The 23556-nt window shown below is 74.0% G+C and carries 22 protein-coding genes; 10 read left to right on the top strand and 12 right to left on the bottom strand.

Annotated elements, in window-relative coordinates:
• Nucleotides 1-2 precede the first annotated feature (2 nt).
• Together ABTZ91_RS20460 and ABTZ91_RS20455 are read left to right on the top strand one after the other, a co-directional pair.
• A complete protein-coding gene (locus tag ABTZ91_RS20460) occupies nucleotides 3-914 on the top strand; it encodes a pseudouridine-5'-phosphate glycosidase (RefSeq protein WP_352078599.1) in 912 nt (303 codons plus the stop codon).
• Nucleotides 911-1801, top strand: a complete 891-nt coding sequence (locus tag ABTZ91_RS20455; RefSeq protein ID WP_352078598.1) for a PfkB family carbohydrate kinase — start codon at nucleotides 911-913, stop codon at nucleotides 1799-1801. The genes ABTZ91_RS20460 and ABTZ91_RS20455 overlap by 4 nt, the downstream gene beginning before the upstream one ends.
• A 24-nt stretch (nucleotides 1802-1825) precedes the next feature.
• Here the strand turns inward: ABTZ91_RS20455 and ABTZ91_RS20450 are convergent, their stop codons facing one another.
• Nucleotides 1826-2461: a uridine kinase gene (locus tag ABTZ91_RS20450; protein WP_352078597.1), complete on the bottom strand. Its 636-nt coding sequence runs from the start codon at nucleotides 2459-2461 to the stop codon at nucleotides 1826-1828.
• A gap of 205 nt (nucleotides 2462-2666) precedes the next feature.
• Here ABTZ91_RS20450 and ABTZ91_RS20445 point away from each other — a divergent pair, with 205 nt between their 5' ends.
• Nucleotides 2667-3446 carry an SDR family oxidoreductase gene (locus ABTZ91_RS20445; RefSeq protein ID WP_352078596.1) on the top strand — a complete coding sequence of 260 codons (780 nt, stop codon included), beginning with the start codon at nucleotides 2667-2669 and terminating at the stop codon, nucleotides 3444-3446.
• Between the two features lie 26 nt (nucleotides 3447-3472).
• Complete coding sequence (locus ABTZ91_RS20440) at nucleotides 3473-3925, top strand: MerR family transcriptional regulator (protein WP_352078595.1); 453 nt, start codon at nucleotides 3473-3475, stop codon at nucleotides 3923-3925.
• A 27-nt stretch (nucleotides 3926-3952) separates the two neighbouring features.
• Here the strand turns inward: ABTZ91_RS20440 and ABTZ91_RS20435 are convergent, their stop codons facing one another.
• Nucleotides 3953-4570, bottom strand: coding sequence for a helix-turn-helix domain-containing protein (locus ABTZ91_RS20435; protein WP_352078594.1), 618 nt, complete (start codon nucleotides 4568-4570; stop codon nucleotides 3953-3955).
• 84 nt (nucleotides 4571-4654) lie between these two features.
• On the opposite strand from ABTZ91_RS20435, the gene ABTZ91_RS20430 reads away from it, so the two are divergent.
• Together ABTZ91_RS20430 and ABTZ91_RS20425 are read left to right on the top strand one after the other, a co-directional pair.
• On the top strand, nucleotides 4655-5866 hold the full coding sequence (locus tag ABTZ91_RS20430; RefSeq protein ID WP_352078593.1) for a pyridoxal phosphate-dependent aminotransferase: 1212 nt from the start codon (nucleotides 4655-4657) through the stop codon (nucleotides 5864-5866).
• 154 nt (nucleotides 5867-6020) lie between these two features.
• Nucleotides 6021-6680: a DUF2293 domain-containing protein gene (locus ABTZ91_RS20425; RefSeq protein ID WP_352078592.1), complete on the top strand. Its 660-nt coding sequence runs from the start codon at nucleotides 6021-6023 to the stop codon at nucleotides 6678-6680.
• Nucleotides 6681-6941: 261 nt separating this feature from the next.
• Here the strand turns inward: ABTZ91_RS20425 and ABTZ91_RS20420 are convergent, their stop codons facing one another.
• Nucleotides 6942-7700 carry a chaplin gene (locus ABTZ91_RS20420; RefSeq protein ID WP_352078591.1) on the bottom strand — a complete coding sequence of 253 codons (759 nt, stop codon included), beginning with the start codon at nucleotides 7698-7700 and terminating at the stop codon, nucleotides 6942-6944.
• 180 nt (nucleotides 7701-7880) lie between these two features.
• On the opposite strand from ABTZ91_RS20420, the gene ABTZ91_RS20415 reads away from it, so the two are divergent.
• Complete coding sequence (locus ABTZ91_RS20415) at nucleotides 7881-9707, top strand: hypothetical protein (protein WP_352078590.1); 1827 nt, start codon at nucleotides 7881-7883, stop codon at nucleotides 9705-9707.
• 50 nt (nucleotides 9708-9757) lie between these two features.
• On the opposite strand, the gene ABTZ91_RS20410 is transcribed toward ABTZ91_RS20415, so the two are convergent.
• Genes ABTZ91_RS20410 through ABTZ91_RS20395 form a run of 4 tightly spaced genes read right to left on the bottom strand, consistent with a single transcriptional unit; the run spans nucleotide 9758 to nucleotide 16686 of the window.
• Complete coding sequence (locus ABTZ91_RS20410) at nucleotides 9758-11923, bottom strand: tetratricopeptide repeat protein (protein ID WP_352078589.1); 2166 nt, start codon at nucleotides 11921-11923, stop codon at nucleotides 9758-9760.
• On the bottom strand, nucleotides 11920-12378 hold the full coding sequence (locus ABTZ91_RS20405; protein ID WP_352078588.1) for a hypothetical protein: 459 nt from the start codon (nucleotides 12376-12378) through the stop codon (nucleotides 11920-11922). The genes ABTZ91_RS20410 and ABTZ91_RS20405 overlap by 4 nt, the downstream gene beginning before the upstream one ends.
• A 43-nt stretch (nucleotides 12379-12421) precedes the next feature.
• Entirely contained in the window at nucleotides 12422-13810 is a 1389-nt protein-coding gene (locus tag ABTZ91_RS20400; protein WP_352078587.1) for an SWIM zinc finger family protein, read from the bottom strand.
• The gene (locus ABTZ91_RS20395; RefSeq protein ID WP_352078753.1) at nucleotides 13807-16686 is read right to left on the bottom strand and encodes a DEAD/DEAH box helicase; all 2880 of its coding nucleotides are present in this window, start codon (nucleotides 16684-16686) and stop codon (nucleotides 13807-13809) included. The genes ABTZ91_RS20400 and ABTZ91_RS20395 overlap by 4 nt, the downstream gene beginning before the upstream one ends.
• Before the next feature lie 216 nt (nucleotides 16687-16902).
• Between ABTZ91_RS20395 and ABTZ91_RS20390 the strand changes: the two genes are divergently transcribed.
• The gene (locus ABTZ91_RS20390) at nucleotides 16903-17289 is read left to right on the top strand and encodes a hypothetical protein (protein WP_352078586.1); all 387 of its coding nucleotides are present in this window, start codon (nucleotides 16903-16905) and stop codon (nucleotides 17287-17289) included.
• Here the strand turns inward: ABTZ91_RS20390 and ABTZ91_RS20385 are convergent.
• Complete coding sequence (locus ABTZ91_RS20385; protein ID WP_352078585.1) at nucleotides 17279-17980, bottom strand: class I SAM-dependent methyltransferase; 702 nt, start codon at nucleotides 17978-17980, stop codon at nucleotides 17279-17281. The two genes, ABTZ91_RS20390 and ABTZ91_RS20385, sit on opposite strands and share 11 nt — an antisense overlap.
• 206 nt (nucleotides 17981-18186) lie before the next feature.
• Here ABTZ91_RS20385 and ABTZ91_RS20380 point away from each other — a divergent pair, with 206 nt between their 5' ends.
• Entirely contained in the window at nucleotides 18187-18459 is a 273-nt protein-coding gene (locus tag ABTZ91_RS20380) for a DUF6343 family protein (protein WP_352078584.1), read from the top strand.
• A gap of 11 nt (nucleotides 18460-18470) precedes the next feature.
• Here ABTZ91_RS20380 and ABTZ91_RS20375 read toward each other — a convergent pair whose 3' ends face one another.
• From ABTZ91_RS20375 to ABTZ91_RS20365, 3 genes are all read right to left on the bottom strand, one after another.
• A complete protein-coding gene (locus ABTZ91_RS20375; protein WP_352078583.1) occupies nucleotides 18471-18842 on the bottom strand; it encodes a tetratricopeptide repeat protein in 372 nt (123 codons plus the stop codon).
• 169 nt (nucleotides 18843-19011) lie between these two features.
• The gene (gene coaE / locus ABTZ91_RS20370) at nucleotides 19012-19617 is read right to left on the bottom strand and encodes a dephospho-CoA kinase (protein ID WP_352078582.1); all 606 of its coding nucleotides are present in this window, start codon (nucleotides 19615-19617) and stop codon (nucleotides 19012-19014) included.
• 31 nt (nucleotides 19618-19648) lie between these two features.
• Nucleotides 19649-20587: a PAC2 family protein gene (locus tag ABTZ91_RS20365; protein ID WP_352078581.1), complete on the bottom strand. Its 939-nt coding sequence runs from the start codon at nucleotides 20585-20587 to the stop codon at nucleotides 19649-19651.
• Nucleotides 20588-20807: 220 nt separating this feature from the next.
• Between ABTZ91_RS20365 and ABTZ91_RS20360 the strand changes: the two genes are divergently transcribed.
• Nucleotides 20808-21758 carry a right-handed parallel beta-helix repeat-containing protein gene (locus ABTZ91_RS20360; RefSeq protein WP_352078580.1) on the top strand — a complete coding sequence of 317 codons (951 nt, stop codon included), beginning with the start codon at nucleotides 20808-20810 and terminating at the stop codon, nucleotides 21756-21758.
• A 143-nt stretch (nucleotides 21759-21901) separates the two neighbouring features.
• Here the strand turns inward: ABTZ91_RS20360 and rpsA are convergent, their stop codons facing one another.
• Complete coding sequence (gene rpsA / locus ABTZ91_RS20355) at nucleotides 21902-23404, bottom strand: 30S ribosomal protein S1 (RefSeq protein WP_345489430.1); 1503 nt, start codon at nucleotides 23402-23404, stop codon at nucleotides 21902-21904.
• Nucleotides 23405-23556 lie beyond the last annotated feature (152 nt).

Genomic DNA, 23556 nt, shown 5'->3' with positions numbered 1-23556 from the left:
CCATGTCCACACATGTGTCCGAAGAGGTACGGGAGGCGCTCCACGAGGGGCGTCCCGTCGTCGCGCTCGAGTCGACGATCATCGCGCACGGCCTGCCGCGCCCGCGCAACCTGACGGTCGCCCGGGAGCTGGAAGCCCTGGTGCGGGACGGCGGGGCGGTGCCCGCCACCATCGCGGTCGTCGACGGCACGGTGCGGATCGGTCTGGACGAGGCGGGGCTCGCCCGGATCGCGGAGGACCCGTCGGTGCGCAAGCTCGGCCACCGCGATCTGGCGCCGGCGCTCGCGACCGGGGCGACGGGGGCGACGACGGTGTCGGCGACGGCGCTGCTCGCCGACACCGCCGGCATACGGGTCTTCGCGACCGGCGGGCTCGGCGGGGTCCACCGGGAGTGGGCGGAGAGCCAGGACGAGTCCGCGGACCTGCGGCTGCTGGCCCAGGTCGGTGTGACGGTGGTGTGCGCCGGGGTGAAGTCGATCCTCGACGTGCCCGCGACCCTGCAGCGCCTGGAGACCCTCGGGGTGACCGTCGTCGGCTACGGGACGGACACCTTCCCCGGCTTCTACCTCACCTCCTCGGGCGAGCCCGTCGACTGGACGGTGCGCACCCCGCAGGACGTGGCGCAGGTGATGCGCGCCCAGGACGAGCTGGGCGGGTCCCGCTCGGCGCTGATCGTCGCCCATCCCGTCGCACCGGAACGGCAGCTCGACCCGGACCTGCACGACCGGGTGCTCGCGGACGGGCTCGCGGTGGCGCGGGAGAAGGGCGTCACGGGGCAGGCCGTGACCCCGTTCCTGCTTGAGTATCTGACGACGCACACGGAAGGGGCGTCCCTGGAGGCCAATCTGGCCGCGGTACGGGGGAACGTGGCGCTCGCCGCCCGGATCGCCTCGGCGTACCGCACCAGGCCGTGACCGGCCCCGGCGCGCTTCTGGTGGTCGGGGACGTCGTCACCGACGTGGTCGCCCGGCACCGCACGCCGCTCTCCCCGGCGACGGACACGGCGGCGGAGATCCGGACCCTGCCCGGCGGCGCCGGGGCGAACGTGGCCTGCTGGGCGGCGCGTTCGGGCTGCGCCGACGTACGGCTCCTGGCGCGCGTGGGCACCGATTCCGTGGCCTGGCACGAGCGGGCGCTGCGCCGGGCGGGCGTACGGCCGGTGCTCGTCGCGGACCCGGAGGCGCCCACGGCGTCGGTGATCGCGCTCGTCGGCGCGGACGCGGAGCGCACGTTCCTGACGGACAGCGGGGCGGCGCTGCGGCTCTCGGCCGCCGACTGGTCGCCCGAACTGCTGGACGGGACCGCCCGGGTGCATCTGTCCGGCTATCTGTTCTTCGCCGGTCCGAGCCGCGAGACGGCCGGGCGGGTGCTGCGGGACGCGGGCGCGGCGGGCGTCCCGGTGAGCGTGGATCCGGCGTCGGCGGGTTTCCTCGCGGAGCTGGGCACGGAGGCGTTCCTCGCCGCCGTGGACGGCGCGGAGTGCCTGCTGCCGAACGCGGACGAGGCCCGGCTGCTGACCGGCCGCGCGGACCCGGCCGATGCGGCGGCGGCCCTCAGTCGTCGTTTCCCCCTGGTCGCGGTCACCCTGGGGGCGGCCGGAGCGGTCATCGCCGCCGGTGGGCGGGTGACGGCCCGCGTGCCGGCGCCCCCGGCCCGCCCGGTCGACTCCACGGGTGCCGGGGACGCCTTCACCGGTGCCTTCCTGGCCTCCCTGCTCACCGGCGCGGACCCGGTCGACGCGGCCGGGTCCGGCTGCCGTGCGGGCGCCCGGGCGGTGACCCGGGTGGGCGGCCGTCCCTGAGGCGGTGCCCCGGGGCTTCACCGGCTAGCCGGTGAAGCCCGTCCACGCCGGGCGGCGGGGGTCGTCGGCGCGGACGACGGCGTCGGCGACGTCGGCGGGGCCGACCTCTTCCTCGTAGCGCGCGAAGGCGGGCAGGGTCCACGGCTGGTCGGTGCGGCGGGCGAGCGCGCCGACGGACAGGCGCAGGTGCACCTTCACGTCGAAGGGGAACCAGTGGCCGAGCAGGAACGGCCCGTGGACCACGAGGACTCCGCCGGGCGGCAGCGGTACGGCGGGGCTGCGGGTGGCGCGGTCGGTGACGGGGTCCCAGAGGTCGGGCAGCACGCGCCCGCTGCCGCCCGGCTCCAGCGGACCGAACACCTCACGCCACAGCGCCCCGGTGTCGTACCAGCCGCTGTAGTACGCGTCCGGGTCCTGCTTCCCGTGTTCGAAGCGCAGCGAGGCCGGCCTGAGGAAGCCGCCGGTCGAGACGACGAGCACGGACCGCCCGCGCAGCCTCAGCGCTTCGGCGACCCGGTCGGCGAACTCCCCGCCGGGCGCGGCGGGAGCACCGTCGATCCCCACCTTGAGCCAGTCACTGCCGTCCGCGGGCTCGGCGCCGTCGACGCGGTCGACGACGGCGTCGGTCAGCCGCTCCCAGCTGATCGCTTCGAATCGCATCCGTCCCATCCTGCCGTATGCGTTCTGGATATCGGATCCGAGATCGGTTCGGAGATGGGATCCAGGCCGCTGGACTGGATCCGAGGCTTGGATCCTGGATCCAGCCCGGCGGGTCGGAGCCGAGGCCTGGATCCTGGATCCAATATCCGGGATCCAAGCAGCCGGCTTGACCTTGCCGCTGGCGGCAGGGTTTCAAGATCGCCGCATGAACAGCCAGACACAGCAGCAGAACACCGGCGCCGGCACCGCTCACCGCGTGGTCGTCGTCACCGGCGCCGGCACCGGTATCGGCCGGGCCACGGCGCGGGCCTTCGCCCGGCAGGGGGCGACGGTCGTCGCCGTGGGGCGCAGGCCGGGGCCGCTCGGCGAGGCGGCGGCGGGCTTTCCGGGAATCCGGCCGCTGGTCGCGGACATCACGGCCGAGGGCGGGCCCGAGGGCATCGTGCGCTCGACGGTCGAGACGTACGGGCGCCTCGACGTGCTGGTGAACAACGCCGGCATCGCGACCGGCGGCCCGCTCGGCACGCTGGGCCGCGGGACGATCGGCCCCCTCCTGGAGACGAATCTCGTCGCCCCCGTCCTGCTCACCCAGGCCGCGCTCGACCCGCTCACCGCCGCCGGTGGGGTGGTCGTGAACGTCACGACCACGGTGGGGCAGCGCGGCTGGCCGAACAACTCCGTGTATCCGGCGACCAAGAGCGCCCTGGAGACGCTGACCCGCTGCTGGGCGCTGGAGCTCGCGCCGCGCGGTGTCCGGGTGGTGGCGGTCGCTCCCGGGCCGACCGAGACGCCGATCGGCGAGCACACCGGCCTCACGCCGGAACAACTCCGGGCCGTGCGCGCGTGGCAGATCGCGCACACGCCACTCGGCCGGCTCGGCCGCCCGGAGGAGGTCGCCTGGGCGATCACGGCACTGGCCTCGCCGGATGCCGCGTTCCTGACCGGTACGGTGCTGCCCGTCGACGGGGGTGCCCTGGTGTCGTGATACGACTGCGCCGGGAGGTGGCGTCCGTGCGCATCGGTGAACTGGCCCGGAGGACCGGGACGACGGCTCGCGCCCTGCGCCATTACGAGGAGTCGGGACTGATCTCCTCGACGCGCGCGGCCAATGGATACCGGATGTACGACGAGGGTGCCGTGGTCCGTGTATCCAATATCCGATATCTCCTCGACGCGGGGCTGACCCTGGAGGACGTGGCGGCGTTCGAGCCCTGCCTCGACGGTGACATGTCCGCAACGGCGCCCTCCGCGGGCGGGCTCGCGATCGCCCGGGAGCGGCTCGCGGTCCTGGACGCGCGGATCGCCGTGCAGACGGAGGCGAGGAACCGGCTCGCCGCCGCCCTCGCCTCGCACGCCGTCGCTCCGGACCAGCCCCACCCGGCCACCACCGCCCGGACCACCGCCGCCGAGGCCACCACCCGGGCCTCCGCCACCCCTGCCACCGGCTCGTCGCCCGAGGACTGATCCGGTCTCAGGCAGCCTCGCGGTCGCCTAGAGCACGGCCGATTCGTGGAGTTCGGCACGGCCGGCCGCGACGGCCTCGGCCAGGGTCAGCTCCCCGCCGGCCAGGGCCCGGCAGGTCGCCGTGTCGGTGCGCAGGCGCACCTCGGCGTCGGTGGCCGGCCCCTCCCCGTACTCCACCTGTCCGTCGCCCCGCGTCCGTACATGGAACTCCCCCTCGTCGAGGGTCACCTGGACGACCCGCGCGTCCAGCCCCTCCAGGGCGGTGAGCAGCGGGATCGCGAACCAGTGGGCGCGGACCGCGTCGGTGGGCCGGGGCTCGTCGAGGGCGGGCGCGCCCCAGGCGGCGAGGGCGCGCAGGACGGGCAGCAGGTCGCGGCCGCGGTCGGTGAGCTCGTACACGGACGCGGAGGCGGGGGGCGGCAGCCGGCGGCGGGTGACGAGTTCGGCGCCCTCCATGTCCTTGAGCCGGCCCGCGAGCATGTCGGTGCTGACGCCCGGCAGGTCGGCGTGCAGATCGGTGTAGCGGCGTGGCCCGGCGAGGAGTTCACGGACGATCAGCAGGGTCCACCGGTCGCCGACGGCATCGAGGGCGCGGGCTGCGGCGCAGTACTGGTCATAGCTTCGGCGGCGAGGCTGGCGTGGCATGCGACGCAGTCTAGACATGTTGTTGGACTTTCCAAGCTCGAACTTGGTAAAACCAAGCATCAACACTTCTGGGGAGGTCGGCGCATGGAGTTCCGGCAGTCGAGCAAGCTGAGCGAGGTCTGCTACGAGATCCGCGGCCCGGTCATCGAGCAGGCCAACGCCCTGGAGGAGGCGGGCCACAGCGTCCTGCGCCTCAACACCGGCAACCCCGCGCTCTTCGGCTTCGAGGCGCCCGAGGAGATCGTCCAGGACATGATTCGGATGCTTCCGAAGGCCCATGGCTACACGGACTCCCGCGGCATCCTGTCCGCCCGCCGCGCCGTCGTCCAGCGCTATCAGTCGATGGGCCTGACGGAGGTGGACGTCGACGACGTCTACCTCGGCAACGGAGTCTCCGAGCTCATCTCCATGGCCACCCAGGCCCTCCTGGAGGACGGCGACGAGGTCCTCATCCCCGCCCCCGACTACCCGCTGTGGACCGCCGTCACCACCCTCGCGGGCGGCAGGCCCGTGCACTACCTGTGCGACGAGGCCGCCGACTGGTACCCCGACCTCGACGACATGGCGTCGAAGATCACCGACCGGACCCGGGCCGTCGTCATCATCAACCCCAACAACCCGACGGGCGCGGTCTATCCGAAGGAGATCGTCGAGGGCATCCTCGACCTCGCCCGCCGCCACGGCCTGATGGTCTTCTCCGACGAGATCTACGACCAGATCGTCTACGACGAGGCCGTCCACCACCCCACCGCCGCCCTCGCCCCCGACCTGGTCGTCCTCACCTTCGGCGGCCTGTCCAAGATCTACCGGGTGGCCGGGTTCCGCTCCGGCTGGCTGGTCGTCACGGGCCCGCGCGAGCACGCCAAGAGCTATCTGGAGGGCCTGACCATGCTGGCCTCCATGCGGCTGTGCCCCAACGCGCCCGCCCAGTACGCCATCCAGGCCGCGCTCGGCGGCCGCCAGTCCATCCACGAACTCACCGCCCCCGGCGGACGGCTGCGCGAGCAGCGCGACCGGGCCTGGGAGAAGCTCAACGAGATCCCCGGCGTCTCCTGCGTCAAACCGAAGGGCGCGCTCTACGCCTTCCCACGCCTCGACCCGGCCGTGCACGCGATCCACGACGACGAGAAGTTCGTCCTCGACCTCCTGCTGCGGGAGAAGATCCAGGTGGTGCAGGGCACCGGCTTCAACTGGCACCGCCCGGACCACTTCCGCATCCTGACCCTGCCGTACGCGGACGACCTGGACGCCGCGATCAGCCGCATCGGCCGGTTCCTGAGCAGCTACCGGCAGTAGACCGCGTAGTCCGGGTAGTCCGCGCAGTCCGCGTAGACCGCGTAGTCCGCGCCGGACTCCCGGGCCGCCGCGGCGATCCGGTGCCGCCCCCGAGCGTGGGGCGGAGGGGGCGCGCCGAGGGGTGCGCGCGGGGGCGTACGGGTAGAAGACCGTCGTGGATCTCGTCGCCCCGGTCGTGGTCGAGCCGCTCCGGCGGCGACGCTGCTCGGAGTGCCACCAGGGGCCGCTGGAGCGGATGATCGTCGAGTTCAACAGGCCCGTCTGCCTGGACTGCGCCGACCTCGGCCACCTCGTCTTCCTGCGCCGCGGCGACACCGCCCTCACCCGGCGCGCCCGCGAGGGCAGTGGCCTGTGGGCGGTGGTGGTCCGTCACAACCGGCGCCGGACGCGATACGAGCGCCAGGGCCTGCTCGTCGAGGAGGCGGCGCTCATCCGGGCGGAGGCGGCCTGCCTCGCGGACGCGGAGGCACGAGCGCGGCGCCGGGCCCGGGACGCCGCGCGACGGGCCGAGCGGGACGCCGAGGTCACGGCGGCCCTGGAGGCGGAGATTCTGCGGCTGTTCCCGGGCTGCCCGGCCGAGCGGGCCGCGCGGATCGCCGCGCACGCCTCGGCGAAGGGCAGCGGGCGGGTGGGCCGCACGGCCGCCGGCCGGGCCCTGGACCGGGGCGCGGTCACGGCCGCGGTGCGGGCCGCCGTACGCCACGTCGACACCGACTACGACGCCCTGCTCATGTCCGGCGTCCCCCGCCACCAGGCCCGGTCGACGGTGGCACCGGCCATCGAGGCGGTGCTCCGGTCCTGGCGTGCGGACTGAGACGAGAGGGCCGTCGAGAGCCGGGGGCTCCGAGTCGGCCACGCAGAGCCGGCCGTTCACGGCCGGGCGTTCACGGCCGGCCGCTCATAGCCGGGCCTTCACAGCCAGCCGCTCACTGCCGACCGCCCGCAGCCGGGCCTTCGTAGCGCTGGCGTGACAGCCATGACAGCCGGGCTTCCGTACTGGGCTTCCGTGCCGGGCGCCGCCCCCTGGGTCGGCAGGGGGACGGCTCCGTTCCGTCCGTCGTGGCCAGCTCCGCCGTCAGATCTCGCCGCCGGCGCGGCGGGCCCTGCGGTACACGATCGCGCCGCCGAGGAGCAGCGCGGCACCGGCCGAGGCCGCGTAGCCGACGCCGTCCGATCCGGTGCTGGCGAGCTCGACGGAGCTCGACTGCGGGGCGGGCCGGGGGGCGTCGTCGCCGCTCGGGGCGGGCGGCACGTTGCGGTTCGGGGTCTGCGGGCGCGGGGTGGGCGTCTCGGGGTGCTCGCACTCCTCCTCGGACTCGTTGACCGAGGTGTTGCCGACGGCCGGGTTGCCGATGCCGACGACGTTGACCGAGTTGCCGCTGATGTTGACGGGGAGGTCGATCGGCAGCTGGATGCCGTTGCCGGACAGCACGCCCGGCGAGCCCTCGGTGCGGCTCTCGGCGGTGGCGCCGCCGCCGTTGGACGAACCGCCGCCGCGCGAACCACTGTCCGACGAACCGGCGTGGGCGGTGCCCGGCACGTCCTTGTGCGCGGGGCCGCCGGCCTCGGAGCCGCGGCCGCCGCCGTCGGTCGAGCGGTTGGCACAGCTGTTGCCGTAGGCCGGGTTGAGCAGCCCGACGACGTTGACGGTGTTCCCGCAGACGTTCACGGGGGCGTCCACCGGCAGCTGGAGCGTGTTGCCGGAGCCGATCCCCGGCGAGCCGACGGCGGTGCCCTGTGCCGCGGAGTCGGCGTGGGCGGCGCCCGCCGAGAGCGCGAGCGCGCCACCGGTGACCAACAGAGTGGCCAGACCACTTCGGCGAATCTGCCTCATGGCTTCCTGCCTTCCGGATGTCTTCACGGGCACTCGCCCGTACCCGAAATAACGCCGTCCGTGAGGAGCCCGGATCCGACCGTGGGCGTGTTTCACTCCATCGAGGGAGTGTGGCGCGGCGGATCATGTCCCGACGTCGGGCGTGTGCGGTGGGTTACCGTGGCGCGGAAGGGGGGTCAGGTGACGGTGGGGCGGGAGCGGCTGCGGGTACCGGTGGGCCGCGACGCGGTGCGCTGGCGGACGCGCGAGCCCGCCCGCACGGTGCTGTTCGTCGTCCACAACGTCACCTCGGCGACCCGGCTGCTCGATGTGCTGCCGCTCTTCGACGACGCCCACGACGTGCAGACTCTCGCGACCTGTACGGGATCGTCCCCGTTCCTGGCCGGGGTTCCCGAACTCCTCGACGCGGCCGGACTGCCGGTGCTCCCGTGGGAGCAGGCGAAGGAGCTGACCGCGGAGGGACGGGTCGACCTCGCCATCGCGGCGAGTTACGGCGGGGAACTCCACGCCTTCCAAGGGAAGTTGGCCATCCTCTCACATGGGGTTGGATACAATAAGAGGCTGGCGACACCGGACACCGGACACCGGACACCGGACACCGGACACGGGGAGTGGGAGCCGGGTGGCGCCGGGCGGATCGCTCCCGTCTTCGGTACGGATCCGGCGTGGGTGCTCCATGAGGGCAGACCGCTCGCGGCGGCGACCGTGCTGTCCCACCCCGAACAGCTCGACCGACTGCGCAGGGACTGCCCCGAGGCCGCCGGGACCGCCGTCCTCGCCGGCGACCCGTGCTTCGACCGGATGCTCACGCTGCGCCGCCGGCGCCCCGCGCTGCGCCGCGCGTTCGGTGCCGGTGACGGGCGCCGGCTCGTCGTCCTGAACTCCACCTGGGGCCGCGCCGCGCTCCTCGGCTCGGACGCCTTTCCCGCACTGCTGCGGGAGTTGACCGAGACCTTCCCCCTCGACGAATACCGGCTCTGCGCGGTGCTCCACCCCAACATCTGGTACGGGCACGGACCCGGCCAGGTGCGGGCCTGGCTGCGCCGGGCCACCGACTCCGGGCTGAGTCCGATCGATCCCCTGGGGCCCTGGCGGCAGGCGGTCGCGGCGGCCGACTGCGTCATCGGCGACCACGGGTCCGTCACCTACTACGCCGCCGCGCTCGGACTGCCCGTGCTGCTCGGGACGTTCGCCGAGCAGGACCTCGACCCCGCCTCACCGGTCGCCGCGCTCGGGCGGGCCGCCCCGCGGTTGCGCCCGGAGACGCCGCTGCGCGCGCAGGTCGACGCGGTGATCGAGGGCCATGTGCCGGGGCGGTACGACGGGTTCGCGGCGGCGGCCAGTTCGGATCCGGGCGCTTCGGCGGGGCTGCTGCGGAATCTCTTCCACACCATGTTGGACCTGCCCGAGCCCGAACGGCCGGCCCGGCTTCGACCACTGCTGCCCGAGGACGTCCCCGCACCCGATGTCACCGTCCCCGTCCGGGCCCTCACCACCGTCCGGGTCCGCCCGGACGGGCCGCCCGAGGTGGCCGTCACGCGCTTCGCCGACCCCTCCGCGGAGCCGGACGCGCCCGAGGCGGAGGACGCGCACACGGCGGTGGACGCGTGGAGCGCCGACCAGGGACGGCTCTCCCTCGCGGACGTGGTGCTCGACGCCGGGCAAAGCGGCGACCCGGCGGGCCCGCGCGCGGCGGAGCTGCTCGCGCAGCACCCGTACGCCGGGCTCGCCGCCGTCCGCACGGGCCCCGGTCGCTGTCTGGTCCGCGGCCGGGAGGGCACGGTCCTCGAACTGGCCGCGCTGCCCCGCCCGGACGGCTTCGCCGATCCCTGTGACCCGTTCGCCTACGCCTCCGCCGCGTACGCCTGGTGGACGAGCGGCCGGCCGCTCTCGGCGCTCGTCGACGCGGGCGTCATGGTGGTGGCGACCGGGAACGCCCACCACCGGGTCACGGTACGGGCCGCTCCGGCCGACCGACGGCGCCCCGCAGCCCCCTGGCCCCCTTGACCCGCCCCTCCGTTCCCTTGGCCTGCTCGGCCCCTCCGGCCCCCCGGTCCCTACTCCGCCCCTGCGTCTCCTCCGGCCACTGGGCCCCCTCCGATCCGGTCCCGCTCGGCGCGCAGGGCGGCCGCCGCGGGTGAGCCGAGGCGCTCGTACCGCTCGATCGCCTCCGTCAGGAAGCGCACGCGCTCCTCGGGGGTGGCCGCGGCCCGGGCGCGGAGCGCGGCGATGGCCGCCTCCTGGACCGGGACCCGTTCGACGGCCATCCGCCGGGCCGCCTCCGCGAGAATGCCGGCGGCGCGCCCGGGGTCACCGGCGGCGAGCGCCGCCTCGCCGAGGCTGGTCAGGACACGGGCCTCGTTGTACGGGTCGGGGACCGGCAGCGCGGCCATGAGTTCCCCGGCCCGCTCCAGGGTGGCGGCGGCCTCGTCGTGGCGGCCCTGGCCGGAGAGGGCGCGGCCCAGGTGGTGCTGGAGGAGGGCGCGGGCGCGCGGGTCCTCGGCGAGATCCCGCGCGACACGGAAGCGGTCCGCGGCCTGCTCGTAGCGGCCCTGGGCGAGCCGTACCAGGCCGAGGGACTCGATCGCCGTCGCCTCTCCTCTGCGGTGTCCGCAGCGCCGGTCGGCCTCCGCGGCGGCGGCGAACGCCTCCTCGGCCTCGTCGTGGCGGCCGAGACCGAGCAGGGCGAAACCGAGCTGGGCGTGCATCCGGCCCTCCGCCTCGGGGGTGTCGGGGCAGCGGGCGGCGGCGCGGACGCCGAGCCGGTGGGTGCTGATCCAGTCCTGGTGGAAGCCCTGTCGGAAGAAGAGACTCCACAGCGCCTCGCACAACTGCCAGGTGAGGTCGTCGAGTCCGTACTCGTCGGCGGCCCGCACCGCCTCGACGAGGTTCTCGCGCTCGGCGAGCTGCCAGTCGGTGGCCTCGTCGGCGGTCCTGGGGTCGTCGGGCAGCCGGTCGTAGGCGGGCCCGAGGTGCCAGCGGCCGGGCATGACGCGGGCGTCCGCGGCGGCGGCCGCGGCCAGATGGTGGCGCAGGAGCCGGCCGACGGCGGCGGCCGAGCGGGCGTGGCCGTCGGTCCGGAGCGCCCGGCGCTCCGCGTGGGCCCGCAGCAGGTCGTGGTGGCGGTAGCGGCCGGGCGCGTGCTCCTCCAGGAGGTGGACGGAGGCGAGCTCTTCGAGCAGGGCGGCGGCGCGCTCTTCGGGGACCTCGGCGAGGGCGGCGGCGGCCGGGGCGGTCAGTCCGGCCCAGGGGCGCAGCCCGCCGAGGCGGTAGAGGCGGGCGGCGTCGGGGCCCAGATCCTCGTAGGAGGTGTCGGCGGCGGCGCTGACGGGGTCGTGCCGCGGGCCGTCGGGGCTGTCGGGACCATCGGAGGGGTGCGCTGCCGCGGAGGCCATGTCCTGCTCCAACTGCTGCCAGGTGAGGTGGGTCCGTACGGCGAGGCGTTCGCCGGCCATGCACAGGGCGAGCGGGAGTCCGCCGCAGCGGCGGGCGACGGCCTCCACGCCGGAACCGGTGTCGGCGGCCGTGGTGGGGCCGGTGGTGCGGCCGGCGAGTCGGGTGAGGAGCAGGGCGGCGTCGGCGGGGCCGAGCGGCGGGAGGGTGAGGTGGTGGGCGCCGGCCGCGCCGCCGAGGCCGGCGAGCCGGCGGCGGCTGGTGACGAGGGTGAGCGAGCCGGGGCCGGTGGGCAGCAGGGGCAGCACCTGGGCGACGGAGTGCGCGTTGTCGAGGACGGTGAGGAGGCGGCGGTCCGCGGTGAGGGTGCGGTACCAGTCGATCTGCTCCTGTTCGTCGGCCGGCACGTACTGCGGGGCGACGCCGAGGGCGCGCAGGAAGCGGACGAGGACGGTGGAGGGGGCGGTCGCCGTGGCCGTGGCGTCGCCGTGCAGGTCGGCGTGGAGCTGACCGCCGTCGTAGCGGTCCCGCAGGCGGGCGGCGAAGTGGAGCGCGGTGGCCGACTTCCCGACGCCGCCCGTGCCGGTGAGGACGACGACTCGGGGTGCCGGGTCGTCGTCCGCGCCGTCCAGCAGGGCGGTGAGCCGGTCGAGTTCGGCGTGCCGGTCGGTGAAGTGGCGGGTGGGCGCCGGGAGTAACCGGGGTGGCGGGCTGTCGGGGAGGATCGCCGGCACGACGGCCTGCTCCACGGTCAGGGTGCCGATGTGGCCCGCCTGGACGACCGTTCCGTGGACCGCGCCGCCGACCTCGTTGCGCACGGACGGGTTCACGGCCGGCGTCCTTCCGCACCGCCGTCACCGCTCATGTGGTTCGTCATCCGGCCGACGGTGCCGATCTGGAAGGCGATCCCGTGGACGTCGCCGGAGATGGTGTTGTGGACCACCGTGCCGGGCTGTGGACCGGTGCCCAACTCGTCCAGGATCGCGCGTAGTTCGTCGGCCGACCGCGGGTCGGCGAGCAGGCTGCGGCGCATCCGGGCCCGCCACTCGACGCGGGCCTCGGTCCTGGCCTCGTCCGCGGCCTCCTCGTCACCGGCCCGTTCGGCGCGCAGCAGTTCTTCGCGGGCGGCGTCGAGGTCGGCTTCGACGGCCTGCTCGGTGACCCCGGAGCGGGCGGCGAAGAACGCGGCGATCCTGGTCCGGGCCCGCTCCCAGCCGTCTCCGACCATGTGCTGGACGAGGGCGGTCGCCCCCGCCGACGCCAGTGCCACCAACTCGGCTTCCATCGGGCCCCCTTCGAAGCGTCGTCCGTCGTCGTCAGCCTATCGGTCACCGTCCCAGCAGGTCGGTGATCACGCCGACGGGGTCGGCGTCGGGAGTGCCGCGCGGCCACCAGTCCTCGCGGTCGGTGTCCGACTCGTATCCGTACCAGAGTCCGTCGCGGCCGAAGCGGAGCTGGAGGGACCGGGTGGACAGCCGGTTGCGCCAGGGCCGGAAGGCGGGGAGGTCGGCGGCGAGCAGGGCGGGTCTGGCCCGGTCGAAGGGGCCGGCGGGCGGGTCCCAGGGCTCCTCCAGGACCGCGAGTCCGGCGATGCCGCCCTGCCGCCAGGCGGCGACGGCGCGGGCCAGGTCGGTGGGGGTGCGGTCGAGGGCGTAGGCGAGGTCCCGGTACAGGGCGCGGGTGGAGGCGGTGAGCCCGGAGCCGGGGTGCGCGGCCGCCAGCCGTACGGCGTCCTGCCAGGGGGTGAGGCCGGCGACCGGGTCGTGTCCGGTGGTGAGGAAGGCGTGGGCGCGGGCGGCTGCCTCGGTGGCGAGGAGGTCCAGGGCGAGGGGGTCGGGTGCGTCGGGGTCGGCGGGGAAGACGGCGGGCCGGCCGGGGTGCGTGGGCGCGGGGAGCGGCGGGGGCAGCGGCGGGAGGGCGTGACCGGTGGTCGGAGCGAGCACCGTGCGGGCCGGGACGCTGGGCATGGCGGGGGCGGTGGTGGCGCTCTCGGCGGCGGAGCGGGCGGCGTTGCGCCGGGTGAGGGCGGCGAGGAGTTCCTGTTCGCCGCGGCCGCGCATGAGGAAGAGGACGAACGGGTCTTCGTCGAGGAGGCGCGCGGACTGGTAGCAGAGGGCGGCGGCGTGCTTGCAGGGGTAGCCGTCGTCGGGGCAGGAGCAGTCGGGGACGAGGTCGCCGGGGGCGGGCAGGAGTCCGGTGACGGCTTCCAGGGCGTGCGGGACGTCCTTGTCGAGGAGGGCGGCGATGTGCTCGGGCCGGGCGGCGGCCTGGTCGAGGAAGCGTTCCCAGTCGTCGTCGCCGAGGGTCCGCAGCCGGATCTCGGTGCGGTACGGGCGGGGCCGGGTGCCGTGGACGTAGGCGACGACCCGGCCGGGGGTGACGGTGATGGCGTCGACGTGGCCGCGCTGGGCGTACGCCTTGCCGCGGGCGAGCCGGGCGGCGTCGAGGGCGGTGTCCTCCAGGGCGTCCACCCAGGCGTTGCCCCACCAGGTGGCGGCGAACCGGCCGTCGGGGGCGGTGTGCGGGGCGAGTGCGGGGAAGGTCCTGCGCCGGTCGTCGTGCCGGGGCAGGGCGGGGCGGGCGGCGCCCGCACGGGGCCGGGAGGACCGGGAGCGGCCGGGCGTGGCGCCGGGGAGGCGGGGACCGTCGGGCGTGGCGCCGGGAAGGCGGGGGCCGTCGGGCGTCGTGCCGGGGAGGCGGGGGCCGTCGGGGCTCATGCGGGCCTCCTCAGGGACACCAGGTCGGCCAGTTCGCGGTCGGTGAGCTCGGTGAGGGCGGCCTCGCCGGAGCCGAGGACGGCGTCGGCGAGGGCCTTCTTGGCCCGCAGCATCTCGGCGATGCTGTCCTCGACCGTGCCCTCGGCGATCAGCCGGTGGACCTGGACCGGCTGGGTCTGTCCGATGCGGTAGGCGCGGTCGGTGGCCTGGTCCTCGACGGCCGGGTTCCACCAGCGGTCGTAGTGGACGACGTGGCCGGCCCGGGTGAGGTTGAGGCCGGTGCCCGCCGCCTTCAGGGAGAGCAGGAAGACGGGGACCTCGCCGGCCTGGAAACGGTCGACCATGCGCTCGCGCTCGGCGACGGGCGTGCCGCCGTGCAGCAGCTGGGCGGGGATGCCGCGGCCGGCCAGGTGGTCGGCGAGCAGTCGCGCCATCGACACGTACTGGGTGAAGACGAGGACCGAGCCGTCCTCGGCCAGGATGGTGTCGAGGAGTTCGTCGAGGAGGGCGAGCTTGCCGGAGCGGCCGGCCAGCCGGACCGTGCCGGCACCGCCACCGTGCGGGGCCTGCTCCTTGAGGTACTGCGCGGGGTGGTTGCAGATCTGCTTGAGCGAGGTCAGCAGCTTCATGATCAGTCCGCGGCGGGCCATGCCCTCGGCGCCCTCGATCTGCGCCATCGTCTCGCGCACCACCGCCTCGTAGAGCGAGGCCTGTTCGCGGGTGAGGGCCACGGGGTGGTCGGACTCGGTCTTGGGCGGCAGCTCGGGGACGATGCCGGGGTCGGACTTGCGGCGGCGCAGGAGGAACGGCCGGACCAGCCGGGCCAGGCGCTCGACCGCCTCCTCGTTGTCGATCTCCTCGCTGTTCTCCACGGCGCGGGCGTGCCGGGCGCGGAAGGCCTTCAGCGGGCCGAGGAGCCCGGGGGTGGTCCAGTCGAGCAGCGCCCACAGCTCGGAGAGGTTGTTCTCCACGGGGGTGCCGGTGAGGGCGATCCTGGCGGGCGCGGGGACGGTGCGCAGTGCCTTGGCGGTCGCCGAGAAGGGGTTCTTGACGTGCTGGGCCTCGTCGGCGACGACCATGCCCCAGTCCCGCTCGGCGAGCTGGGGCGCGCTGGTGCGCAGGGTGCCGTAGGTGGTGAGGACGAAGCCGCCGTCGAGCCCTTCGAGGGTGCGGTCGGTGCCGTGGAAGCGGCGGACGGGCACTCCTGGCGCGAAGCGGCGGATCTCCCGCTGCCAGTTGCCGAGGAGGGAGGCCGGGCAGACGACGAGGGTGGGTGCGGTGCGGGCGCGGCGCAGGTGGAGCGCGATGAGGGTGACGGTCTTGCCGAGGCCCATGTCGTCGGCGAGGCAGCCGCCGAGGCCGAGGGAGGTCATGAGGTCGAGCCAGGCGAGACCGCGCAGCTGGTAGTCGCGCAGGGTGGCGTCGAGTCCTGGTGGTTGCGGGACGTCCTCGGGTCCGGCGAGGAGCCGGTCGCGCAGGGCGGCGAGGGCGCCGACGGGGACGGCGGGGACGGTTTCGCCGTCGATGTCGGCGGTGCCGGTGAGGGCGACGGCGAGCGCGTCGACCGGTTCGAGCAGGCCGAGCTCGCGCTTGCGGGCCTTGCGGACGAGGTCGGGGTCGATCACGACCCACTGGTCGCGCAGCCGGACGACCGGGCGGTGAGCCTCGGCGAGGGCGTCCATCTCCCGCTCGGTGAGGGGGTCGCCGTCGAGGGCGAGCTGCCAGTTGAAGCGGAGCAGCTCCTCGCTGTCGAAGAAGGCGGTGCCGTCGGTGGCGGAGCCGGGCGCGGTGCGGGCCGGCCGGACGACGGCGGAGGCGCTGAGGGAGCGGGCGAGGTCCCGCGGCCAGTGGACGGCGACCCCGGCGTCGGCGAGGCGGGCGGCGGCGGGGCCGAGGAGCTCGTACAGCTCGTCCTCGGACACGGCGAGGACGTCGGGCACGTCCCGCTCCAGGAGGCGGCCGAGCGGCGGCCAGACGCGGGCGGCGCGGCGCAGGGCGAGGACGGCGTCGATCCGGGCGCGGGGCCCGAAGTGCTCGTCGCCGTCCCCGGACCAGAGGGCGGCGGCGTCGATGACGAGGGTGGGGTCGGCGAGGCTGTGCACCTGGAGGAGGGCGGCGGCCTGCCGTTCCTCGCCGGTGCCGTCGTCCGAGGCGTCGAACAGCTCGTAGCCGGACAGGTCGAGGCGCAGCGAGACGCGGACGCCGGCGTCCATGCCGGCGGCGGCCTCGGCGGCCCAGGCACGCGCGCGGGGCAGGTGCTGGGGCTCGCGGGCGGCGAACGGCGCGCCGACCGCGTGGGGCGCCGCGGGCGTCCGGGGCAGGGTGTCGGCGACGGCGTCCAGGAAGGCCCGTACCAGCGCCTCGGGCTCGGGGAGCCGGAGCGGGCCGCCGCCGGGTACGGGCGTGGCGTGGGCCTCGTACGGCATGGCGGCGGCGACGGCCCGGAGGTGGGCGATGTCCTCCGCGTCGAGCGGCCCGGCCCGCCAGGCGTCGTGGTCGTCGGCGGTGAGGCCGGGCAGCAGGCGCCCGCGGGCGACCAGGTGCAGCGCGTGCAGGGCGGCGGCGCCCCAGCAGGCGGCCGCGGGGTGGGCGGCCGGGTGATGGCGGGCGGCGACCAGATGGGGCAGGGCTTCGGCGACGGGCATCAGGACGGCGGGCGCGGTCCGGCCGCGCGCCCCCGTGCCGTGGCGCCGCACGACGGTGATCTCGGCGCGCTCGGCGGTGCCGGGCGGGAGCTCGCCCGCCGGGTCGGTCCCGTCGGGCGACCAGAAGGCGATCCGGCCGTCCCGGGGCAGGGCGGCGGGCAGGAAGACGGCGGCACGGCCGAGCAGGACGCCGGTGCTGGTGCTCGTGCTCGTGCTGGTGCTGGTGCCCATGCTGCTGCTCGTGCTGGTGCTGGTCACGGTGTGGTTCACCTCCCGGTCCGCGACGGGTCCGACTCTGGACCTCCGACCTTACGGGTGGGGTCTGACAACGGGCCTCGCGGCGCTTCCCCCGGGCGGCGCATCCGGGCATGACACCCGGCCCGGCAGGCGGGAGGGTGGCGGGGAACAGGCTTCGGCCGCCCACGCCCGACAGACGAGGATTCCGCCATGTCCCTTCACCGGCGTCTGACCATCGCCACCGGGGCCGCCCTGCTCTCGCTCGCGGTCGCGGGCTGCTCGGGCCTCGGTCGCACCGCGGTGGGCACCATCACGTACGAGACGGGGCACGGGGCCGGGCAGGAGCCCGGGCACGAGACGCGGGAGGAGCCCGGGGTGGAGGCCGCGGCCGGGCTCGTGACGAGCCCGGCGGTGAAGGGCTGCCACAAGCTGGCCCCGGAGGGCGCGCACAAGGTCGAGAACGGCACGCTGGTGGACATCCGGCTGTACCCGACGCCGGACTGCCGGGGCCGGGAGTTCACGTATCTGCCGAGCAACAGCGGCGACGAGATCGCGCCGGGGGCCCCGGTCTGGCGCAGCTACGACGTCATCCACTGACCGGCACGGGCCGGGCCACGGCCCAGGTGCCGTCGTCGGTCGGATAGCGGTCGACGGCGAGCCCGGCCTCGGCGAGATGGCCCTCGAAGGCCTCCCTGGTCAGCGGCCGGGACAGGAACGTCTGGGTCCAGCGGGCGTCCGGGAACAGGTACTCGGCGAAGACCCGGTCGACGCCGTCGCCGATCGGCTCCGACGACACGATCCGTACGGTGTATCCGGCGGGGTCGCGGCGTTCCCGGGGCACGTCGTCGTGGTAGTCCGCGCCCTCGCGCTGGATCAGCACGAGCCCGTCGTCCTTCACGTGCCGCCGGCAGGTCTCCAGGAGCGCCTGCCGGCTGCGGTGGTCGGCGGTGTGCACCAGGAAGGAGCCGAGGACGACCGCGTCGAAGCGGCGGGGCAGCCGCAGGGCCTCGATGGAGCTGTGCACGGTCCGGGCGCCCGGTGCCCGCTCGGCGACCGCCGCCAGCATCTCCGCCGACTCGTCGACGGCCGTGACGGCGAAGCCGCGTGCGACGAGGGGGACGGTGACCCGGCCCGCGCCGCTGCCCAGTTCGAGGAGCGTGGCGCCGGCGGGCACGGCCGCCCCGATCACGTCGGGCTCGCTGCCGACCGACAGCCTGCGGTAGAGCTCGACGGCACAGCCGTCCGGGGTGATGGGGCCGGGTCCGGTGCCCTGGTGACCGTTGCGCATGCGCGTGACCCGCGTGCCCGTGTCCCGGTGTGCGTCCCTACCGTGTGCGTCCAGGCCGTGTGCGTCCCTACCGTGTGCGTCCATGTCCGCCGGCGTCCTCTCGCTGCACGGTCCGCCGCGTCCCCGGCGGACCTTTTCGGATCGTGCGTCGTGGGTGGATCCTGGAAGTGGCCTCGGGGGTCGCCTCACCCGGGAGATGCGAGGTCATGCGTACGGGAAGCGAACCGGCGACCGCGCGCAGTGCGCTGCGGCTGAGGTTCTGGCTGAGCCTGTGGGGAGCGCTGTGGGGCGCCTTCGGTACGGCGGCGTTCTCGCTGGTCGGGCGGCCGGGGTGGGCGGCGGCGTGCGGGGTGCTGTTCGCGGTGGCGGCCGTCGACCTGATCGTGGTGTCGCGCCATCTGCGGCAGGGCCCGCACTGGCAGCCGGGGCGTGACATCCCGCCGTACGAACCCGATCACCGCGGTCGCGGCAGGCGCTGAGGCCCGGCGGGCTATTCGGCCGTCGTGTCGAAGCGCGCCGCCTCCAGATACTCCGGCTTCGGGTCGAGGGCGGCGGCGAGGCGGAAGTGGCGGGTGGCCCGCTCGGGGCGGCCGGAGCGCTGGTAGGTGCGGGCGAGGGCGAAGTGCGCGAACGCGTTGTCCGGCTCTCTCTCCAGGACCAGTTCGAACTCCAGCTCGGCGGGTCGGAGTTGGGCGGCGGCGAAGAAGGCCCGGGCGCGCAGCAGCCGGGCGGCGGTGTTCTCGGGGTGGGCGGCGATCACCGAGTCGAGCAGCTTGACCGCGCCGCGCGGGTCACGGGCGGCGAGCAGCTGCTCGGCGGCGCGGAAGTCGATGACGTGGGTTTCCGGGTTGCTCTCGGCCACAGCGGTCTTCCTTCCCTCACTCCGGCGGTTCAACAGCGGGCACGGCGGTCGTATTCCACGGGGAGGCGCCGGCGCGCCGATTCCTCGCGAACGTCATCTCTACCCCGTCGGCAGGCCCTTGCGACGCGCCGGGCCCCGGTCGTTTCCCGGAAGGCCGGTCGGCGCCGCGTCAGCGGCTGTCCGAGGCCCGCTGCCGGAGCTCCTCCCAGATCTTGCGCACCTGCGGCTCCAGCGCCTCCAGCGGGCCGTCGTTGTCGACGACGAGGTCGGCGACGGCGCGTCGCTGGGCGCGGGTGGCCTGCGCGGCCATGCGGGCGCGTGCCTCGGACTCGGTCATGCCGCGCAGCCGGACGAGACGGTCGAGCTGGGTCTCGGGGGACGCGTCGACGACGACGACCAGGTCGTACAGGGGCGCCAGGCCGTTCTCGGTGAGCAGGGGCACGTCGTGGACGACGACGTCGTCGGGGCCGGCCTCGGCCTCCAGCTCGGCGGAGCGGGTGCCGACGAGCGGGTGGACGATGGCGTTGAGGGCGGCGAGGCGTTCGGGGTCGGCGAAGACGATCGCGCCGAGCTTCGGCCGGTCCAGGGCACCGCCGGCGTCGAGGATCTCCGGCCCGAACTCGGCGACGACGGCCGCGAGCCCGGGGGTGCCGGGCTCCACGACCTCGCGGGCGATCCGGTCGGCGTCGATCAGGACGGCTCCGTACGAGACGAGCAGCCGGGACACTTCGCTCTTGCCGGCGCCGATGCCGCCGGTCAGGCCCACTTTCAGCATGAGCGGCAGCTTAGAGCCCGTCGCCGGGCGCTCAGACGTCGCCCTCGCGCTCGGCGAGGAAGCGCTCGAACTCGCGGCCCAGTTCGTCGGCGGACGGCAGGTCGACGGGCTCGGCGACCAGGCTGCCGCGGGTCTCGGCGCCGGCCACCGCGTCGTACTGGTGCTCGAGGCCCTGGACGAGCGCGACCAGCTCCTCATCGCCCTCGCCGATCTGGCGGTCGATCTCGGTCTGGGTGCGGCGCGCCTCGGTGCGCAGGGCGTGGGCGACGCCGGGCAGGACCAGGCCGGTGGCGGCGGTGACGGCTTCGAGCACCGTGAGGGCGGCGTCGGGGTACGGGGAGCGGGCGACGTAGTGCGGGACGTGCGCCGCGACGCCGAGCGTGTCGTAACCCGCCTCGGTGAGCCGGAATTCGACGAGGGATTCGGCGCTGCCGGGCACCTGGGCCTCGTCGAAGGGGCTGCGGTGGCCGGGCATGAGGTCGGTGCGGCTGCCGTGGGGGGTGAGGCCGACGGGGCGGGTGTGCGGGACGCCCATGGGGATGCCGTGGAAGTTGACCGCGAGGCGGACGCCGAGGCGGTCGACGATCTGACGCACGGCGGCGGCGAACCGCTCCCATTCCACGTCCGGCTCGGGGCCGGACAGCACGAGGAAGGGCGCGCCGGTGGCGTCCTGGACGATGCGCACCTCGATCGCCGGGGTCTCGTACGCCGTCCAGCGGTCGCGGCGGAAGGTCAGCAGGGGCCGGCGGGCGCGGTAGTCCACGAGCCGGTCGTGGTCGAAGCGGGCGACCAGCTGGTGGGGCAGGGTGTCGAGCAGTCGGTCGATGATCTGCTCGCCGGTCTCACCGGCGTCGATGTATCCGTCGAAGTGGTAGAGCATGACCAGTCCGGCCGACTCCTGGGCCAGGGCCAGGTCGACCACGGCCAGGCCCTTCTGGTCCCATTCGTACAAATCCTGGGGATCAAGCACGATTTCCGCTCCTCCTCGCGTTCTCCCTGGACAACGCGGCCCACCCCGGCACCATTCCCGTCCGCCGGATTTCCCGCGCGGGCGGCCCACTGGTCCAGACCTTGACATGCCCACAGCACCTCCCTACCGTCACGGGACAGCACCGCGTTCAGCATCCCGTTCGCCGTACATGTACGGGAACGGTCAGCGAACCTCTGGCATCGACCGGAAGGCATCCCCCATGCGCCCCCGAACGCTGCTCCTCCCCCTGCTCCCCGCCCTCCTCGCCCTGCCTCTGGCCACGGCGGCGCCGGCCTCGGCGGCCACGATCGAGGTGTCCACCACCGCCCAGCTCAAGACCGCGCTGGTCAACGCCCGCCCCGGGGACACCATCCGCCTCGCGGACGGCACCTACACCGGGAACTTCAAGGCCACCGTCGCGGGCACATCCTCGGCCCGGATCACGCTCACCGGCTCGTCCCGGGCGGTCCTGAAGGCCGGCGGCGGCTACGGACTGCACCTCGACGGCGCCTCGTACTGGACGGTCCAGGGTGTCACCGTCACCGGCGGCCAGAAGGGGATCATGACCGACGCCGCCAACGGCGTCGTCATCGACGCGGTCACCGTGCACGACCTCGACATGGAGGGGGTGCACTTCCGCAACTCCAGCAGGAACGGGGTCATCAGGAACTCGAGGATCTACGACACCGGCAACGACGGCCGCGGCATGGGCGAGGGCGTCTACGTCGGCACCGCGAACACGCTCTCCGACCGCAGCGACCACGTGCAGATCCTGAACAACGTGATCGGCCCGGACGTCGGCGGCGAGAACGTCGACATCAAGGAGGGCACCACCGGCGCGCGGATCATCGGCAACACCTTCGACGGCAGCGGCCTGACGGGCGTCCACTACGACGACTCCTGGGTGGACGTGAAGGGGAACAACGTCCTCGTGGAGAACAACACCGGCCGCGGCACCATCAACAACGGCTACGAGACCCACACCCAGCAGAGCGGCTGGGGCTGCGGCACGGTCTTCCGCGGCAACCGCTCCGACCTCACCGGGGCGACCGGCGCCAAACGGCTGGCCGTCCACGTGACCAACCACAGCGGCGGCTGCCCGACCACGGTCTACGCCTCGAACACGGTGACCGGCGGATACGGGCTGACCAACATCGCCGTCACGCCCTGAGACGGCGGAAAGGCCCCGAGACTGGGAGAAGGCCCACCGAGACTGCGGGAAGGGCCCTGAGACTGCCGGAAAAGACCGAGGCCCGCCTCCCCGAAGGGAGGCGGGCCTCGACGCTAGCTACTGGAGCTCAGCGGTGAGCCGTTTCAGCTCTGGCCGCCGGCCAGCTTCTCGCGCAGGGCGGCAAGCGCCTCGTCCGACGCCAGGGCGCCGGAGTTGTCGTCCGACTCCGAGGAGTAGGAGCCACCGGACACGCCCGCCGGGGCACCGGCCGGAGCGGCGGCGCCACCCTCGGCAGCGGCGGCCTCGTCGGCCTCGCGGGACTTGATGACCTGAGCCTGGTGCTGCTCGAAGCGCTGCTGCGCCTCGGCGTACTGGGTCTCCCACGCCTCGCGCTGGGCCTCGTAGCCCGGCAGCCAGTCGTTGGTCTCGGGGTCGAAGCCCTCGGGGTAGATGTAGTTGCCCTGGTCGTCGTAGGACGCGGCCATGCCGTACAGGGTCGGGTCGAACTCGACCGAGGCCGGGTCGGCACCGAAGGACTCGTTGGCCTGCTTCAGCGAGAGGCTGATGCGACGGCGCTCGAGGTCGATGTCGATGACCTTGACGAAGATCTCGTCGTTGACCTGGACGACCTGCTCCGGGATCTCCACGTGGCGCTCGGCCAGCTCGGAGATGTGGACCAGACCCTCGATGCCCTCGTCCACGCGGACGAACGCACCGAACGGAACCAGCTTCGTGACCTTACCCGGAACGACCTGGCCGATCTGGTGGGTACGGGCGAACTGCTGCCACGGGTCCTCCTGGGTCGCCTTCAGCGACAGGGAGACGCGCTCGCGGTCCATGTCCACGTCGAGAACCTCGACGGTGACCTCCTGGCCGACCTCGACGACCTCGGACGGGTGGTCGATGTGCTTCCAGGACAGCTCGGAGACGTGGACCAGACCGTCGACGCCACCCAGGTCCACGAAGGCACCGAAGTTGACGATCGAGGAGACGACGCCGGAACGGACCTGACCCTTCTGGAGGGTCGTGAGGAAGGTCTGGCGGACCTCGGACTGGGTCTGCTCCAGCCAGGCGCGGCGGGACAGGACCACGTTGTTGCGGTTCTTGTCCAGCTCGATGATCTTCGCCTCGAGCTCCTTGCCCACGTAGGGCTGGAGGTCGCGGACACGACGCATCTCGACGAGGGAGGCCGGCAGGAAGCCACGGAGGCCGATGTCAAGGATGAGACCACCCTTGACGACCTCGATGACGGTACCGGTGACGATGCCGTCCTCTTCCTTGATCTTCTCGATGGTGCCCCAGGCGCGCTCGTACTGGGCGCGCTTCTTCGAGAGGATCAGGCGGCCTTCCTTGTCCTCCTTCTGGAGAACCAGGGCCTCGATCTCGTCGCCGACCTTGACGACCTCGTTCGGGTCGACGTCGTGCTTGATCGAGAGCTCGCGGCTCGGGATGACACCTTCGGTCTTGTAACCGATGTCGAGCAGGACCTCGTCCCGGTCGACCTTCACGATGACGCCGTCGACGATGTCGCCGTCGTTGAAGTACTTGATCGTCTCGTCGATCGCGGCGAGGAAGGCTTCCTCGTTACCGATGTCGTTGACCGCAACCTGCGGGGTGGTGGCGGTGGTCTCGGTGCTGCTCGTCATGTGGGAAAGGGCTCCGGTACGGACATTGAAGTCGTAGGTACTGCTACGCCGAGAGCCCGTATCGCAGCTGAAGAAGCCGGACAGCCAAAGAAGCACCTGACCCGCTGCCGGGTGGCGCCTCGAAAACCGAGGGGACATACAACAGATGCGAG

The organism is Streptomyces sp. NPDC126499 (genome assembly GCF_040302485.1).
Classification (GTDB): domain Bacteria; phylum Actinomycetota; class Actinomycetes; order Streptomycetales; family Streptomycetaceae; genus Streptomyces.
The sequence above is the reverse complement of the archived record's forward strand: the minus strand, read 5'-3'. Positions and strand labels throughout refer to the sequence as shown.

Coding starts and splice junctions, on each gene's coding strand:
- ABTZ91_RS20450 (WP_352078597.1), bottom strand. CDS start 2,461: ATGCGATTCGAAGCGATCAGCTGGGAGCGGCTGACCGACGCCGTCGTC.
- ABTZ91_RS20430 (WP_352078593.1), top strand. CDS start 4,655: ATGGAGTTCCGGCAGTCGAGCAAGCTGAGCGAGGTCTGCTACGAGATC.
- ABTZ91_RS20385 (WP_352078585.1), bottom strand. CDS start 17,980: ATGCGCAACGGTCACCAGGGCACCGGACCCGGCCCCATCACCCCGGAC.
- ABTZ91_RS20360 (WP_352078580.1), top strand. CDS start 20,808: ATGCGCCCCCGAACGCTGCTCCTCCCCCTGCTCCCCGCCCTCCTCGCC.
- ABTZ91_RS20390 (WP_352078586.1), top strand. CDS start 16,903: ATGTCCCTTCACCGGCGTCTGACCATCGCCACCGGGGCCGCCCTGCTC.
- ABTZ91_RS20445 (WP_352078596.1), top strand. CDS start 2,667: ATGAACAGCCAGACACAGCAGCAGAACACCGGCGCCGGCACCGCTCAC.
- ABTZ91_RS20405 (WP_352078588.1), bottom strand. CDS start 12,378: ATGGAAGCCGAGTTGGTGGCACTGGCGTCGGCGGGGGCGACCGCCCTC.
- rpsA (WP_345489430.1), bottom strand. CDS start 23,404: ATGACGAGCAGCACCGAGACCACCGCCACCACCCCGCAGGTTGCGGTC.
- ABTZ91_RS20460 (WP_352078599.1), top strand. CDS start 3: ATGTCCACACATGTGTCCGAAGAGGTACGGGAGGCGCTCCACGAGGGG.
- coaE (WP_352078582.1), bottom strand. CDS start 19,617: ATGCTGAAAGTGGGCCTGACCGGCGGCATCGGCGCCGGCAAGAGCGAA.
- ABTZ91_RS20420 (WP_352078591.1), bottom strand. CDS start 7,700: ATGAGGCAGATTCGCCGAAGTGGTCTGGCCACTCTGTTGGTCACCGGT.
- ABTZ91_RS20400 (WP_352078587.1), bottom strand. CDS start 13,810: ATGAGCCCCGACGGCCCCCGCCTCCCCGGCACGACGCCCGACGGCCCC.
- ABTZ91_RS20395 (WP_352078753.1), bottom strand. CDS start 16,686: ATGGGCACCAGCACCAGCACGAGCACGAGCACCAGCACCGGCGTCCTG.
- ABTZ91_RS20435 (WP_352078594.1), bottom strand. CDS start 4,570: ATGCCACGCCAGCCTCGCCGCCGAAGCTATGACCAGTACTGCGCCGCA.
- ABTZ91_RS20380 (WP_352078584.1), top strand. CDS start 18,187: ATGCGTACGGGAAGCGAACCGGCGACCGCGCGCAGTGCGCTGCGGCTG.